13 protein-coding genes are annotated in these 14208 nt (G+C 68.2%); 6 read left to right on the top strand and 7 right to left on the bottom strand.

Features of this window, described 5'->3' with window-relative positions:
* The first annotated feature begins 373 nt into the window (after positions 1-373).
* On the top strand, positions 374-1726 hold the full coding sequence (gudD, locus tag ACV22Z_RS05225) for a glucarate dehydratase (protein ID WP_448075263.1): 1353 nt from the start codon (positions 374-376) through the stop codon (positions 1724-1726).
* Between the two features lie 292 nt (positions 1727-2018).
* Here the strand turns inward: gudD and ACV22Z_RS05220 are convergent, their stop codons facing one another.
* From ACV22Z_RS05220 to ACV22Z_RS05210, 3 genes are all read right to left on the bottom strand, one after another.
* The gene (locus tag ACV22Z_RS05220) at positions 2019-2483 is read right to left on the bottom strand and encodes a DUF2214 family protein (RefSeq protein ID WP_448075262.1); all 465 of its coding nucleotides are present in this window, start codon (positions 2481-2483) and stop codon (positions 2019-2021) included.
* 52 nt (positions 2484-2535) lie between these two features.
* Positions 2536-3354 (bottom strand): hypothetical protein, encoded by an 819-nt coding sequence (locus ACV22Z_RS05215; protein WP_448075261.1) that lies wholly within the window; start codon positions 3352-3354, stop codon positions 2536-2538.
* A gap of 234 nt (positions 3355-3588) precedes the next feature.
* Entirely contained in the window at positions 3589-4653 is a 1065-nt protein-coding gene (locus ACV22Z_RS05210) for a glycosyltransferase family 4 protein (RefSeq protein ID WP_448075260.1), read from the bottom strand.
* A gap of 581 nt (positions 4654-5234) precedes the next feature.
* Between ACV22Z_RS05210 and ACV22Z_RS05205 the strand changes: the two genes are divergently transcribed.
* Complete coding sequence (locus ACV22Z_RS05205; protein WP_448075259.1) at positions 5235-7073, top strand: ABC transporter ATP-binding protein; 1839 nt, start codon at positions 5235-5237, stop codon at positions 7071-7073.
* A 141-nt stretch (positions 7074-7214) separates the two neighbouring features.
* Here ACV22Z_RS05205 and otsA read toward each other — a convergent pair whose 3' ends face one another.
* Both otsA and otsB read right to left on the bottom strand, forming a co-directional pair.
* The gene (gene otsA / locus ACV22Z_RS05200; RefSeq protein ID WP_448075258.1) at positions 7215-8594 is read right to left on the bottom strand and encodes an alpha,alpha-trehalose-phosphate synthase (UDP-forming); all 1380 of its coding nucleotides are present in this window, start codon (positions 8592-8594) and stop codon (positions 7215-7217) included.
* Entirely contained in the window at positions 8591-9343 is a 753-nt protein-coding gene (gene otsB, locus ACV22Z_RS05195; protein ID WP_448075817.1) for a trehalose-phosphatase, read from the bottom strand. Before otsB ends, otsA begins: the two co-directional genes overlap by 4 nt.
* A gap of 282 nt (positions 9344-9625) precedes the next feature.
* Here otsB and ACV22Z_RS05190 point away from each other — a divergent pair, with 282 nt between their 5' ends.
* Genes ACV22Z_RS05190 through ACV22Z_RS05180 form a run of 3 tightly spaced genes read left to right on the top strand, consistent with a single transcriptional unit; the run spans position 9626 to position 11602 of the window.
* Positions 9626-10261 (top strand): SCO family protein, encoded by a 636-nt coding sequence (locus tag ACV22Z_RS05190; RefSeq protein ID WP_448075257.1) that lies wholly within the window; start codon positions 9626-9628, stop codon positions 10259-10261.
* An 11-nt stretch (positions 10262-10272) separates the two neighbouring features.
* Positions 10273-10713 (top strand): copper chaperone PCu(A)C, encoded by a 441-nt coding sequence (locus ACV22Z_RS05185; RefSeq protein WP_205792124.1) that lies wholly within the window; start codon positions 10273-10275, stop codon positions 10711-10713.
* 10 nt (positions 10714-10723) lie between these two features.
* Positions 10724-11602, top strand: coding sequence for a cytochrome c oxidase assembly protein (locus ACV22Z_RS05180; protein ID WP_448075256.1), 879 nt, complete (start codon positions 10724-10726; stop codon positions 11600-11602).
* 19 nt (positions 11603-11621) lie between these two features.
* Here ACV22Z_RS05180 and ACV22Z_RS05175 read toward each other — a convergent pair whose 3' ends face one another.
* Both ACV22Z_RS05175 and ACV22Z_RS05170 read right to left on the bottom strand, forming a co-directional pair.
* The gene (locus tag ACV22Z_RS05175; protein ID WP_448075255.1) at positions 11622-12116 is read right to left on the bottom strand and encodes a GNAT family N-acetyltransferase; all 495 of its coding nucleotides are present in this window, start codon (positions 12114-12116) and stop codon (positions 11622-11624) included.
* A 134-nt stretch (positions 12117-12250) separates the two neighbouring features.
* Positions 12251-13117 carry a pirin family protein gene (locus ACV22Z_RS05170; RefSeq protein ID WP_448075254.1) on the bottom strand — a complete coding sequence of 289 codons (867 nt, stop codon included), beginning with the start codon at positions 13115-13117 and terminating at the stop codon, positions 12251-12253.
* A gap of 109 nt (positions 13118-13226) precedes the next feature.
* Between ACV22Z_RS05170 and ACV22Z_RS05165 the strand changes: the two genes are divergently transcribed.
* Entirely contained in the window at positions 13227-14144 is a 918-nt protein-coding gene (locus ACV22Z_RS05165; RefSeq protein WP_448075253.1) for a LysR family transcriptional regulator, read from the top strand.
* The last annotated feature ends 64 nt before the right edge of the window (positions 14145-14208 follow it).

Here is a 14208-nt window from a genome sequence, read left to right as displayed (position 1 = left end):
ATAATCGTGTCGGTAAGCCGAGGGTTTACGCGGGGTTTGAGCGAAAGGCGATGATTCATTATACTGCGTCACAAGTCATCCGACGACTGATGATCGCTGTATTCGTCTCCTGTGTCGACCAGAGTTGGCGCTTTAGCGCTTACTCTGGTCCCATGCTTCGCGGTCGATCAGAGTTGGCGTTTCAGCGCTTACTCTGATCCCATGCAAAGCTGACATCGAGCCTTTCATCCCGCTATCGTGGATTCATTGCGTCGTGCGGCGGCCGTAGACGATCCGCGCACGTCGGTTGTCGAATGATCGCACCTCCTGCCGCGCACGGCAAAGCTTTTGCCACACGCGACGCCCGTCACCCTTTTGCCATCGCCGCCCGCCCATGAACGCCGCTACTACCCCGCCCCTTCACGACACGCCGCGCATCGTCGACCTGCAAGCGATCCCGGTTGCCGGCCACGACAGCATGCTGCTCAACCTGAGCGGCGCGCACGGCCCGTTCTTCACCCGCAACCTCGTGATCCTGAAGGACAGCGCGGGCCGGACCGGGGTCGGCGAAGTGCCGGGCGGCGAGAGCATCCGCCGCACGCTCGACGATGCGCGCGCGCTGGTCGTCGGCCAGCCGGTCGGCAATTACCATGCGGTGCTCAACGACGTGCGCCGCCGCTTCGCGGACCGCGACGCGGGCGGCCGCGGCCTGCAGACCTTCGACCTGCGCACGACGATCCACGCGGTCACCGCGCTCGAGGCGGCGCTGCTCGACCTGCTCGGCCAGCACCTCGGCGTGCCCGTCGCAGCGCTGCTCGGCGAAGGCCAGCAACGCGAGCGCGTCGAGATGCTCGGCTACCTGTTCTACATCGGCGACCGCGCGAAGACCGCGCTGCCGTACCGCGACAGCAGCGGCGCGACCGACGAATGGACGCGCGTGCGCAACGAGCCTGCGCTGACGCCGGAAACGGTCGTGCGCCTCGCCGAGGCCGCGCATGCGCGCTACGGTTTCAACGACTTCAAGCTGAAAGGCGGCGTGTTCGAAGGCGCGCGCGAGGTCGAGGCCGTGACGGCGCTCGCCGAGCGCTTCCCCGACGCGCGCGTGACGCTCGACCCGAATGGCGCCTGGTCGCTCGACGAAGCCGTGCGGCTGTGCCGCGATCTCCATCACGTGCTGGCCTATGCAGAAGATCCGTGCGGCGCGGAGAACGGCTACTCGGGCCGCGAGGTGATGGCGGAATTCCGCCGTGCGACCGGGCTGCCGACCGCGACCAACATGATCGCGACCGACTGGCGGCAGATGGGCCACGCGGTGCAGCTGCACGCGGTCGACATTCCGCTCGCCGATCCGCACTTCTGGACGATGCAGGGTTCGGTGCGCGTCGCGCAGATGTGCCGCGACTGGGACCTGACCTGGGGCTCGCACTCGAACAACCACTTCGACGTGTCGCTCGCGATGTTCACGCACGTCGCGGCGGCGGCGCCGGGCAAGGTTACGGCGATCGACACGCACTGGATCTGGCAGGACGGCGAATGCCTCACGCGCGAGCCGCTGAAGATCGAGAACGGGCTCATGGACGTGCCGAAGCGGCCGGGGCTCGGCATCGAGCTCGACATGGACGCGGTTGCTGCTGCCCACGAGCTGTACAAGCAGCACGGCCTTGGTGCACGCGACGACGCGGCGGCGATGCAGTACCTGATCCCGGGGTGGACGTTCAACAACAAGCGCCCGTGCCTCGTGCGCTGAGCGGAAATCGGGAACCGGGCCGGGCGCTGCGACGCAGCCGACGGCCCTGATCAGGGCACTGGCCGGGGGAATGGCGGCGCCCGACGGCGCGCCGGGATGACGCGATGAGCAGACCGGATGCGGCGAGCCCGTCCGGCGAACCTGCCGGCCCTACCCGGCCAGGCCTAGTCAGCATGACTCCCTTGAGGTGGGGCCTGGCCCGCCGCACCTATCTGACCGCACCTACCTGGCCAGGCCTAGCCGGTCAGACCTACCTGGCCGCCCCTACCCGGCCAGACTTAGCCGGCCACACCTACCCGGCCAGCCTAATCCCGCGCGCCATCCCTGACGCCGCGAACACGATCACGATGACGAGCATCGCTTGCCAATGGCCGATGCGGATGTAGGTGCGGGCACGGCCCAGATCCGGCATCCGCTGCTGACGCGCGGCGACGCGCCAGCTGATCAAGCCGAGCATCGGCACGATTTCGAGCAACAGGATCAACACAAGCGCGGTCATCTTGAGATGGAAGAGCGGCGCGTGCAGGTAATACGCACTGCCCTTCTCGAAACCGCCGAACGCGCGCACGAGCCCGGTCGCGATCAGCACGAGCGCAGACAGCCCCCACGCGGCATCGGCCTTGAACACGCCGGGCAGGTCGGCGGCCTGCGCCGTTGCGACGACCCGGCGCAATGCGCGGTTACGTGAGGCGACTGCGGCAAACGCGACGCCGAACGCGCTCAGATGAATGGCAGCCAGCAGCCAGTGGACGATCATTGCGCCTCCTTTATTGCGCTCTTTATCGCCCGCGCCAGACGCGCCGGCGCGCTCAGACGATCTGCTTGAGCGCCGCGTCGAGCGCGAGCGCGGCGACGCGGTCGCCGTCGGTCGCGAGCGGCGCGCGCATCACGATCTGCCGGTTATGGCCGACGGCCGCCGGCGAATCCCACAACAGCTCCACCTTGGGCCGCGTGATCCAGCCGGCGCGGCGCGGCGGCGTGCCCTGCGGCTGGCCGTCCGGCAGTTGACCGCCGGGCGGATCGGCCGCTGCGGCCGCGGCACCGCCGGGCCAGCGCACCGACAGCTCGCGCGCGTCGTACTGGCCGACCTTGCGGCTTTCCATCCAGACGATCGTGGTGCGCGTGAGCGTATCGACGGAAATCGCGTAGCGGCCGATCGCGAAGCGCCGCGCGGCGACGTTGGTGCGCCACAGCGGCCGCGGCCGGCAGATCCAGACGATGGCCGCGTACAGCGCCGGTGCGGCAACGAGCCAGCCGTTGGTCGCCGTCACCGCGTGCAGCGCGCGGCGCCAGCCGGCCGCCAGCGCGTAGGCGCCGATCGACCAGACCGCGAACAGGAAACCGATCAGCGCAAAGAAGCGCAGCGCCTGGCGCAGCCATTGCGGCAGCGGATGGAACGGGCGCTCGGCGCGCGCGGCCGCGCCCGGCAACGCGAGCAGCAGGAACATCAGCACGAGGTAGACGAATGCCCACGGCGACGACGCCATGGCCGACAGCGACTCGCGATAACCCATCTCCGACATCGAGAACAGCCACCGGGCGAGCAGCACGAGACCGATCGCGCGCAACGCGAAGATCACGCCGGCGCCGGGGGCCGGGGCTGCGCGCGTGGATTTCGTTCTCGCCAAGACTGCTCTCCTCTCGATGATCTGCGGGGCCGGATTTCACGGCACGGCCATTATAGGGACATTACCGTCTGGACAGACGAACGGCCGGCGTGATGCGCGCGGTTCGGCCCGTTCATGGCCGCCGGGCGCGGCGAGAATACAACAGATTGGCGCTGCGGATGTGACAACGCCCCGCCGGATGACCCGGACGGGGCGTCGCTGCGGACCGGCCGGCGCGCTGCGCCGGCCCGGCGTTCAGCCTGCGTTGACTTCGCGCAGCACCGTGCGGCGCTTCTGGCGCAGCAGTTCTTCGTAGCCCTTCACGTAGTTCTGCGCCATCACCTTCGACGAGAAGCGCGCTTCGAACGCGGCGCGGACCTTCTCGCGCGGCAGCGTATCCAGGCGCTTGAGCGCCGCGACGGCCGACAGTTCGTCCTCGACGACGAAGCCCGACACGCCGTTCTCGATGACTTCCGGCACCGAGCCGCGCTTGAACGCGATCACCGGCGTGCCGCAGGCCATCGCCTCGATCATCACGAGACCGAACGGCTCCGGCCAGTCGATCGGGAACAGCAGCGCATGCGCGTTGCCGAGGAATTCGGTCTTTTCAGATTCGCTGATTTCGCCGATGTACTCGACGTGCGGCAGCGCGAACAGCGGCTTGATCTTCTCTTCGTAGTACGCGCGGTCAGCCTTGTCGAGCTTCGCGGCGATCTTGATCGGCAGGCCGGCCTGCTCGGCGATGCGGATCGCCGTGTCGACGCGCTTCTCCGGCGAAATGCGGCCGAGGAACGCGAGATAGCTCGGCTTCACGTCCGGGATCGGCGTCAGCAGGTTTTCCGGCAGGCCGTGGTAGACGGTCGACAGCCAGTTCGCCTGCGGCAGCGGGATGCGCTGGTTGTCGGAGATCGACACGACCGGCACGTCGCTGAACGCGTTGAAGATCGGCTGCAGTTCCGGCAGGTCGAGACGGCCGTGCATCGTCGTCAGATGCGGGACCGGCTGGCGCGAGAACAGCGAGAACGGGTAGTAGTCGATGTGGCAGTGCAGGACGTCGAACTCGTCCGCGCGGCGGCGCACCTGCTCGAGGAGCAGCATGTGCGGGGCCATCACGTCGCGGATCGTCGGGTCGAGGCGCAGCGCCTGCGGCCAGCAGGCTTCGAGCTTCGCGGAGGTTTGCGAATCGCCGCTCGCGAACAGCGTGACGTCGTGCCCCATCTCGACGAGTGCTTCGGTCAGGTAGGACACCACCCGTTCGGTACCACCGTACAGCTTCGGGGGAACCGCTTCGTGCAACGGAGCGATTTGGGCGATTCGCATGCGTAACTCCTAAAAAATCGGCAATAAACCAGGCGTTGGGTCGGCAGCCTGCCGGCAATCCCGGCGGGCTGCATGTCATCCAGAAAAATCGGACGAAACGGCCTGCTGGCGGCGTCGAGCCCGCGCTGCACAAGGAGCGTCGGCGACGCGACAGGCTAAGAACGTTTGAAACGAAGACCCGTTGACAGAGGTTCGGAAAAAGTACAAGACGCGAACCCGGAGCCGATTATCTAGGGTTAATCCCGATCCGGCGCACAACATTTCAAACTCTTTGCTTTGTTACAAAGCGGCAACACTTTGCAACCCGCGGACTTGGGTGTCCGTTCTAGAGTGGAAGGCCTTTTTCGGCATTCCTTGCCGCATCCCGCGCGATCCGGCACCGAAATACGGTGCAATACAGTGCGTCACGCGCGATACGGGATGCCGGATTTTATCTCAAAATTGATCGCGCGCCCTCTGCCGACGGCAAGATTCGCGCGGCGCGATGCCGGGCCTTGTTTACAATGCCGGATTACATCCGGGCGAAGGCCGGCATGCGAGCCGGCCGCGACGCTCAACCATCGAATCACCGCACGCATATTTTGGAAGCTCTCACCCCTGCCCAGCGCAATGCCTACAACGCGAAGCTGTCGAGCTACGCGCACCGGCCGCTCGCGTTCCTGTTCCGTTACATCCGCCTGCATCCGGTCGCGCATCTCGTCGTGCTCGTCAGCGTGCTGGCCGCCGTCGGCTGCGCGCTCGGCTCGCAATACGCGATCAAGCACCTGATCGACGTGCTCGCGACCGGCCGCCACCATCCGGGCCCGCTGTGGAGCGCGTTCGCGCTGCTCGTCGGCCTGATCGCCGCCGACAACCTGCTGTGGCGCGTCGGCGGCTGGTTTGCCGCGCATACGTTCGTCGCGGTCACGGGCGACCTGCGGCGCGACCTGTTCCAGTACCTGATCGGCCACTCGCCGACGTATTACGCGGAAAAACAGCCCGGCACGCTCGCGAGCCGCATCACCGCGACGTCGAACGCCGTCTACACGTCGGAGAACACGATGGCGTGGAACGTGCTGCCGCCGTGCATCGCGGTGATGGGCGCGATCCTGATGATCATCGTCGTGAACCCGCTGATGGCGGCCGGCCTGCTCGGCTGCTCGGCGGTGCTTTCCGTCGTGCTGTTCAAGCTCGCCGGACGCGGCTCCGCGCGCCATCACACGTTCGCGGCAAAAGCCGCGGCGGTCGACGGCGAGCTCGTCGACGTGATCGGCAACATGGGCCTCGTGCGCGCGTTCGGCATGACGCTGCGCGAGCAGAAGCGCTTCGGCGCGACAGTCAAGGCGGAGATGGACGCGCGCCAGCAGAGCCTGCTCTACCTCGAAAAGCTGCGCCTGCTGCACGCGGTGATCACCGCGATGCTGTCCGCCGGCCTGCTCGGCTGGGCGCTGTGGCTGTGGGATCGCGGCCAGGCGACGTCCGGCGACATCGTGCTCGTCAGCTCGCTAGGGTTCACGATCCTGCACGGCACGCGCGATCTCGCGGTCGCGCTCGTCGACGTCACGCAGCACATCGCGCGCCTGTCCGAAGCCGTGAAAACCCTGCTCGAGCCGCACGGGATGCCGGACCGCTCCGACGCGGTGCCGCTCGCCGCGCAGGGCGGACGCGTCGACTTCGAACGCGTGACGTTCGCGTATCCGCATCGCCGCCCGATCCTCGATCACTTCGACCTCCATATCGAACCGGGCCAGCGCGTCGGCCTGATCGGCAAGTCCGGCGCCGGCAAGTCGACCGTGCTTGCGCTGCTGCAGCGCTTCTACGACACGCAGGACGGCGTCGTGCAGGTCGACGGCCAGGACGTGAAATCGATCACGCAGGACAGCCTGCGCCACGCAATCGCGCTCGTGCCGCAGGACATCTCGCTGCTGCACCGGACGATCTACGACAACATCGCGTACGGCCGCCCCGAAGCGACGCGCGACGAAGTGCTCGCCGCCGCGCGCGACGCGCGCTGCGCGGAGTTCATCGAGGCGATGCCCGAAGGCTACGACACGATCGTCGGCGACCGCGGCGTCAAGCTGTCGGGCGGCCAGCGCCAGCGCATCGCGATCGCACGCGCGATCCTGAAGAACGCGCCGATCCTGCTGCTCGACGAAGCGACGTCCGCGCTCGACAGCGCGTCCGAGGAAGCGATCCAGAGCGCGCTCGACCGGCTGATGGTCGGCCGCACGGTGATCGCGATCGCGCACCGCCTGTCGACGCTGCGCAACTTCGACCGGATCATCGTGATGAGCAGCGGCAAGGTGATCGACGACGGCAGCCCCGACGTGCTGCGCAATCGCCCGGGCCTGTACCGCGACCTGCTCGCGAAGCAGCATGGCCGCCATCACGCGGCAACGCCCGACGGCGGCGGCGCGCCGACCGGCGAACGCGCGGCCTGACTCGTGGCCTGACGCGCGCGTTCGCGTCAAAAACAAAGCCGCAGTGCCGCAGTGAATTGCGGCACTGCGGCTTTTTTCATTCCCGAAGGACCTGCCAAAGGACCGATCGCCAGACCGACAACCGGCGCACCGGCCGGCGGCTCACGCGCGCTGCAGGTCGCGCAGGAAGTTGTCGCGCCACACCGACACGTTGTTCTCGCGCAGTTGCGCGATCATGTCCGCATAGCGCGCGCGCCGTTCGGCGAGCGGCATCGACAGCGCCCGCGACAGCGCTTCGGCCATGCCGGCGATGTCGATCGGATTGACGATCAGCGCACCCGTCAGTTCGCGCGCGGCGCCGGCGAAACGCGACAGCACCAGCACGCCGGGATCGTCCGGATTCTGCGCGGACACATATTCCTTCGCGACGAGGTTCATCCCGTCGCGCAGCGGCGTCACGTAGCCGACGCGCGCGAGCCGGTACAGCGCGGCAAGCAACTGCCGATCGTACTGGCGATGGATATAGAGGATCGGCGCCCAGTCGAGCTCCGCAAAACGCCCGTTGATGCGGCCCGACTCCCCTTCGAGCTGCAGCCGGATATCCTGGTACGCACGCAGCTCCGCGCGGGTCGACGGCGCGATCTGCAGGAACGACACGCGGTTGCGATGCGACGGCTCGTGCTCGAGCAGCTTCTCGAACGCGCGGAAGCGCTCGACGAGCCCTTTCGAGTAATCGAGCCGGTCGACGCTCATGATCAGCTGGCGGCCGCGCAGCGACGCGGCGAGCGTGCGCACGGCCTTGCCGTGCTCGCCCGCCTGCGCGAGCGACGCGATCTCGTCCGGATGCACGCCGATCGGATACGCGCCTGCCTGCAGCGTCTGGCCGAACGCACGGATCGTCACCGTGCGAGCGTCGCGCTCGACCGTGCCGTCCGCTTCCGATTCGATGTAGTCGCAGAACGCGCGCAGGTCGGGCTCGGTCTGGAAGCCGAGCAGGTCGAACGCGCACAGCGACTCGACGAGCTCGCGGTGCGGCGGCACGTTGACGAGCACCTGTGCGGCCGGAAACGGAATGTGCAGGAAAAAGCCGATGCGGTTCTTCACGCCGGCCGCGCGCAGCGCGCGGGCGAACGGGATCAGGTGGTAGTCGTGCACCCAGATCACGTCGTCGTCCTGCAGCAGCGGCACGAGCTGCTGCGCGAGCCACACGTTCACGCGCGCGTAGCCTTCGAACTCGTGGCGATCGTACTGGATCAGGTCCGCGCGATAGTGGAACGCGGGCCAAAGCGTCGCATTCGAGAAGCCGCGGTAGTACTGTTCATAGTCGCGCCGCGACAGGCCGATCGTCGCGAACGTGACGGGCCCGTGCTCTTCGACGCGGATCTGCGGCGCGCCGGACGCGACGACTTCGCCGCTCCAGCCGAACCACATGCCGCCGGTTTCCTTCAGCGCGTCGTACACGCCGATCGCGAGCCCCCCCGCCGCCGGCTCGCCTTCGGAAATCGGCGCGACGCGGTTCGAAACGATGATCAGACGGCTCATGCGGGCTGCTTTCCCGCGTCGAGCCATTGCGCGATCTGCTCGTGCAGCGCGTCGACCGAGTCGAGCCGCGTGCGCGCGGACGTCTCGCCCGCACCGACCTTGATCGACAGGCCGCCGCGCGCGTTGACGACCGCGAAGCCCTTCTCGTCGGTCAGGTCGTCGCCGGCAAACACCGGCATGCGGCCGGCGAACGGCGGCTCGTCGAGGAACGCGGCGAGCGCGCGCCCCTTGTCGACGCCCTTCGGCTTGATCTCGAACACCATCTTGCCGGGCTGCAGCACATATGCGTCCGCATACTCGGCCACGAGCCGCTCGGTCGCCTCGCGTGCAACCGGTTCACGCTCGGGCGCATTGCGGTAATGCAGCGCGACCGCCGCCCCCTTGATTTCGAGCAGCATCCCCGGATAGCGGTCGACGACGGCCGCGAGCTCGCGCTCGATGCGCAGCAGGCGCGCGTCGTTGAAGCCGATGCGCTGCGTATCGCCGTTCGCGTCGCGCCGTTCCGCGCCGTGCAGGCCCGCGACCGGCAGGTCGGGCATCTTCAGGAACTGGTCGATGTTGTCGATGCCGCGCCCGGACAAGATCGCGACCGCGCCGTGCGAGCGGCGCCGCAGTTCGTCGAGGAGCGTGAGCAGGGACGGCGGAACGTGAATGCTGTCGGGCGTCGGCGCCAGCTCGACGAGCGTGCCGTCGAAGTCGAAGAAGAACGCGGTATCGGTCAGTGACAGGGAGGCCGGGACGGATTGCATCGATTCGAAGGTCTGAACGGCGGCCACCAAGGCCACCGCTTCACGAAAGGAATTAATTGTGCGCATCTTACCGCGCCTTCGCCCGGAGATGGTCGAAACCGGCGTGCGATGCAACCCGCGCCGTCAATTGCCGCCTCTGCGACATATTGCCCCGTTCGCGCGGATCGCTCGCGTTTCGACAGCACGCCGCCGTGCGAATTGCGCTACAGTCGCAACCGCCGGCCGCGCGACGCATGGCGCCGCGCCGGCCGTGCGACCGTTCTGTCCGATCGAGCCCCCTGGATGTCGCCTGCCCGTCCTGCGCCGCACCGGCGCCTCTCTCGCCTCGTCCGCTCCGGCGCGGCCCTCGCCGCCGCGGTGGCGCTCGCCGCCTGCACGCGCAGCGAGCCGCCGTGGCACCTGACCGACGTGACCAGCCACCTGCCCGACCTGTCGTTCACGCTGACGGGCGGCGACGGCCGGCCGGTCGACGCGTCCGCGTTCCGCGGCCACGTCGCGCTCGTCTATTTCGGCTACACGCACTGCCCCGACGTCTGCCCGGAAACGATGGCGAGGCTGATGGAAGTGCTCGCGAAGCTCGGCCCGCAGGCACGTGGCGTGCGCATCCTGTTCGTGTCGGTCGATCCCGCGCGCGACACACCGCAGGCGATGCAGTCGTACGTTGCCGCATTCGACGCCGAGCACGCGCGCGGGCTGACCGGCACCGACGGCCAGATCGAATCGCTCGCGAAACGCTATCGCGTCGCGTACCAGATGGAAAAACGCGACCCGTCCGGCGGTTACGAGGTCACGCACAGCTCGGCCGTCTACATCTTCGACGCCAACGGCCGCGCGCGCCTGCTCGCGACCGACCGCGACACCCCCGACGCCATCGCCGCCGACGTGCGCCGGATCCTCGACAACGCCTCATCCACCTGAGCCATCCAGAAATGACGACCAAACTCAAGACGCTCGCCTTCCTCGCCGCGCTGTCCGTCGGCGCCCACGCCTTTGCCGCCGGCGCGATCACCGCGCAGAACGCATGGGTGCGCTGGCTGCCGAACAAGCTGCCCGCAGGCGGCTACGTCACGCTCGTCAACGCGAGCGACAAGCCGGTCGATCTGGTCGACGTCGACAGCCCCGACTACGGGATGACGATGCTGCACCAGACGGTGTCGAACGGCTCGACGCAGAAGATGGAAATGGTCGACAAGCTGACGATCCCCGCGCGCGGCAAGGTCGACATCGCGCCGGGCGGCTATCACTTCATGCTCGAGGAACCGAAGCACGCGATCAAGCCGGGCGACACCGTGCGCCTGCGCCTGAAATTCTCCGACGGCGAGACGCTCGACACGCCGTTCGCCGTGAAGTCGCCGGCCCAGGCGAAGTAACGCCCGCGCGATGAACCTCCTGTACTGGCTCGACCCGTGGGAGCCGTCGCCGACCGTTGTGATCGCGGTGCTGGCGGCCGCCGTGCTGTTCGCGCGCGGCGTGAAGAAGGCGAAGGTGTCGCCGCTGCGGCAATTCTCGTTCTGGCTCGGGCTGACGGCGCTGTACGTCGCGCTGCACACGCGGCTCGACTACTTCTTCGAGCATGAATTCTTCCTGCACCGCGCGCAGCACCTCGTGCTGCACCACCTCGGGCCGTTCTTCATCGCGCTCGCGTATCCGGGCGCCGCGATCCGCGCCGGCATCCCGTTCCGCTGGCGGCAGCGCTTCGTGCGGCCTGCGCTCGCATGGCCGCCCGTGCGCGCGACGCTCGACGTGGTGTTTCATCCGGTCGTCGCCGTCGTGCTGTTCGTCGGGCTGATCTATTTCTGGCTGCTGTCGCCGATCCACTTCGTCGCGATGCTCGACTGGCGCCTCTATCGCGTGATGAACTGGAGCATGGTGATCGACGGCCTGCTGTTTTGGTGGCTCGTCGTCGATCCGCGCCCGGCGCCGCCCGCGCGGCTGTCGCCGGGCCGCCGGATCCTGATCGTCGTCGCGGCGATCCCGCCGCAGATCGCGCTCGGCGCGCTGATCTTCTTCACGCCGCACGAGCTGTATCCGATCTATTCGATCTGCGGACGCGCGTTCACGTGGCTGAGCCCGCTGCGCGACCAGCAGATCGGCGGCCTGCTGCTGTGGATTCCCGGCTCGATGATGAGCGTGATCGGTGCGCTGATCGCGCTGCGGCACTGGCTGCGGCTGTCGGCGCGCGGGCGTCTGCTGGACGAACGCGCGGCGCAGCAGCCGGCCGCTGCGGCCGTCCCACGCACAGCGCACACCGCACACTGACGCGGCGCGCGCCGCGGCGTCACGTGCGCGCGCTGCGCATCCATACGTGCGGAATGCCGTCCTCGTCGTGCACGTCGGAACTCGGCGTGAAGCCGAACGCGCCGTAAAAGCGCTGCAGATGGGCCTGCGCATGCAGGCTCACCGGCGTCTCGGGCCATTGCGCGCGGATATGCTCTAGCGCGCGCGACAGCAATGCATTGCCGAGGCCCGCGCCGCGGAACGCGGCGGTCGTCAGCACGCGGCCGATCCGGACGTCGGGATCCTGTGCATCGGGCAACAGCACGCGCAGGTAGCCGGCGAGCCGGCCTTCGTCGTCGTAGGCGGCCAGATGCCACGCCGCCTGGTCCGCGTCGTCGATGTCGCGGTACACGCAGTTCTGTTCGACGACGAATACCGCGCTGCGCGCTTCGAGGATCGTGTAGACCTCGCGCGCCGACAACGCGTCGAAGGATTTCCAGCGCCACTCGAGCGCGTCGGTGGCGGGCGGATTTGCGGCGGTGATTGGAGCGTTCATCTGCGGTCCTGATCCTGATTCGGGGGCGCGCCGGCCGGCACGCGGCAATCGACGATTATGCCCCGAAGCGCACGCGACGCGCGACCGCCTTGGCCCATGCGGCAACGGGCCCCGCATCGCGCGGGGCCCGTCCGTCAGGCCGGCATCCGGCCGAAACGGCCGCTGTTGAAGTCGTCGATCGCGGTGCGGATCTCCGCTTGCGAGTTCATCACGAACGGTCCGTAGCCAACGATCGGTTCGTCGATCGGCTCGCCGCTCAGGATCAGCAGCATCGCGTCACCGTTCGCCTCGATCTCGACGTCGCGCCCGTCACGGCTCAACTGCACGAACTGCGCTTCGCGCGCGACCGTTTCGCCGTTCACGAGCACCGCGCCGCGCAGCACCACGACCGCGAGCGTACGCCCTTCCGCCACCGGGAACCGCGCGCGTCCGCCCGCCCCGAGCCGCACGTCCCACACGTCGATCGGCGTGTGCGTACGCGCCGGGCCGTGCCGGCCGTCGAGCTCGCCCGCGATGATCCGCGCGCGGCCGGCGCCATCCGGCAGCTCGACCACCGGAATGTCGGCGTTCAGCAGCGTCTGATAGCCGGGCGCGTTCATCTTGTCGGCCGCGGGCAGGTTCACCCACAGCTGCACCATCTCGAGCATCCCGCCGCTCTGCGTGAACGCGTCCGAATGAAACTCCTCGTGCAGGATCCCGCTCGCAGCCGTCATCCACTGGACATCGCCGGGACCGATCACGCCGCCCGCGCCCGTCGAGTCGCGGTGAGCGACCTCGCCGTCGTAGACGATCGTCACCGTCTCGAACCCGCGGTGCGGATGCTGGCCGACGCCGCGCGGCACCGAAGCCGGCTCGAACTTCATCGGGCCCGCGTAATCGAGCAGCAGGAACGGGCTCAGATGCGCGCCATGCGACTGGTAGCTGAACATCGACCGTGCCGGAAACCCGTCGCCGACCCAATGCATGCGCGGCGCGCTGTAGACACCCTGGATCTTCTTCATCTTCCTCTCCAAATTGCGGCGAAACCCATGTTTCGCGTCCTGGGATTAAATATAGAAGCGCAACGATGGATCCGGTAGACTGCAAAAATCGCACTCAGCGTTCTATTTCATGAACGATAACCCGCGGGATCTGAACGATCTCTACTACTTCGTGCAGGTGGTCGACCATGGCGGCTTCGCACCGGCAGGCCGTGCGCTGAACATGCCGAAATCGAAGCTGAGCCGGCGGATCGCGCTGCTCGAGGCGCGCGTCGGCATGCGGCTGATCCAGCGCTCGACGCGCCGCTTCACGGTGACCGAAGTCGGCCAGACCTACTACGCACACTGCCGCGCGATGCTCGTCGAGGCCGACGCCGCCGACGAGGCGATCGCGCTGATGCACGACGAGCCGCGCGGCATCGTGCGCGTCAGTTGCCCGGTCGCGCTGCTCGATTCACTCGTCGGCACGATGATCGCGGCGTTCATGACCGCGTGCCCGCACGTCGAGATTCATCTGGACGCGACCAACCGGCGCGTCGACGTGGTCGGCGAAGGAATCGACGTCGCGCTGCGCGTGCGCCCGCCGCCGCTCGAAGACAGCGATCTCGCGCTACGCGTGCTGGCCGAGCGCGGGCAGTGCCTCGTCGCGAGCCCCGCGCTGCTGCGCGAGCATGGCGTGCCGGCCGTCCCCGCCGATCTCGCCCGCCTGCCGAGCCTCGATCTCGGCGTGCCGCTGGCCGCACACGTGTGGCGGCTGCATGGCCCCGACGGCGCACGCGCGGAGATCCATCACCAGCCGCGCCTCGTGACGGGCGGCATGTTCGCGTTGCGCGCGGCGGCGAGCGCGGGCGTCGGCGTCGTGCAACTGCCGACGATGATGGTGCGCGACGAAATCGCGCGCGGCACGCTGGCCGCCGTACTGCCGGATTGGGCACCGCGTCGCGAGATCGTGCATGCGGTGTTCGCCTCGCGCCGCGGGCTGCTGCCGGCCGTGCGCGCGCTGCTCGACTTTCTCGCGCAGCGCTTTGCGGAACTCGAGCCCGACTGAGCGCACGACGCGCGCCGTTGAACCGGCCTGCGTGACGATGGGCATTGCGGCGGCGGCGTGCACG

The organism is Burkholderia sp. PU8-34, from assembly GCF_053427725.1.
This window is presented reverse-complemented; position numbering and strand designations above follow the sequence as displayed.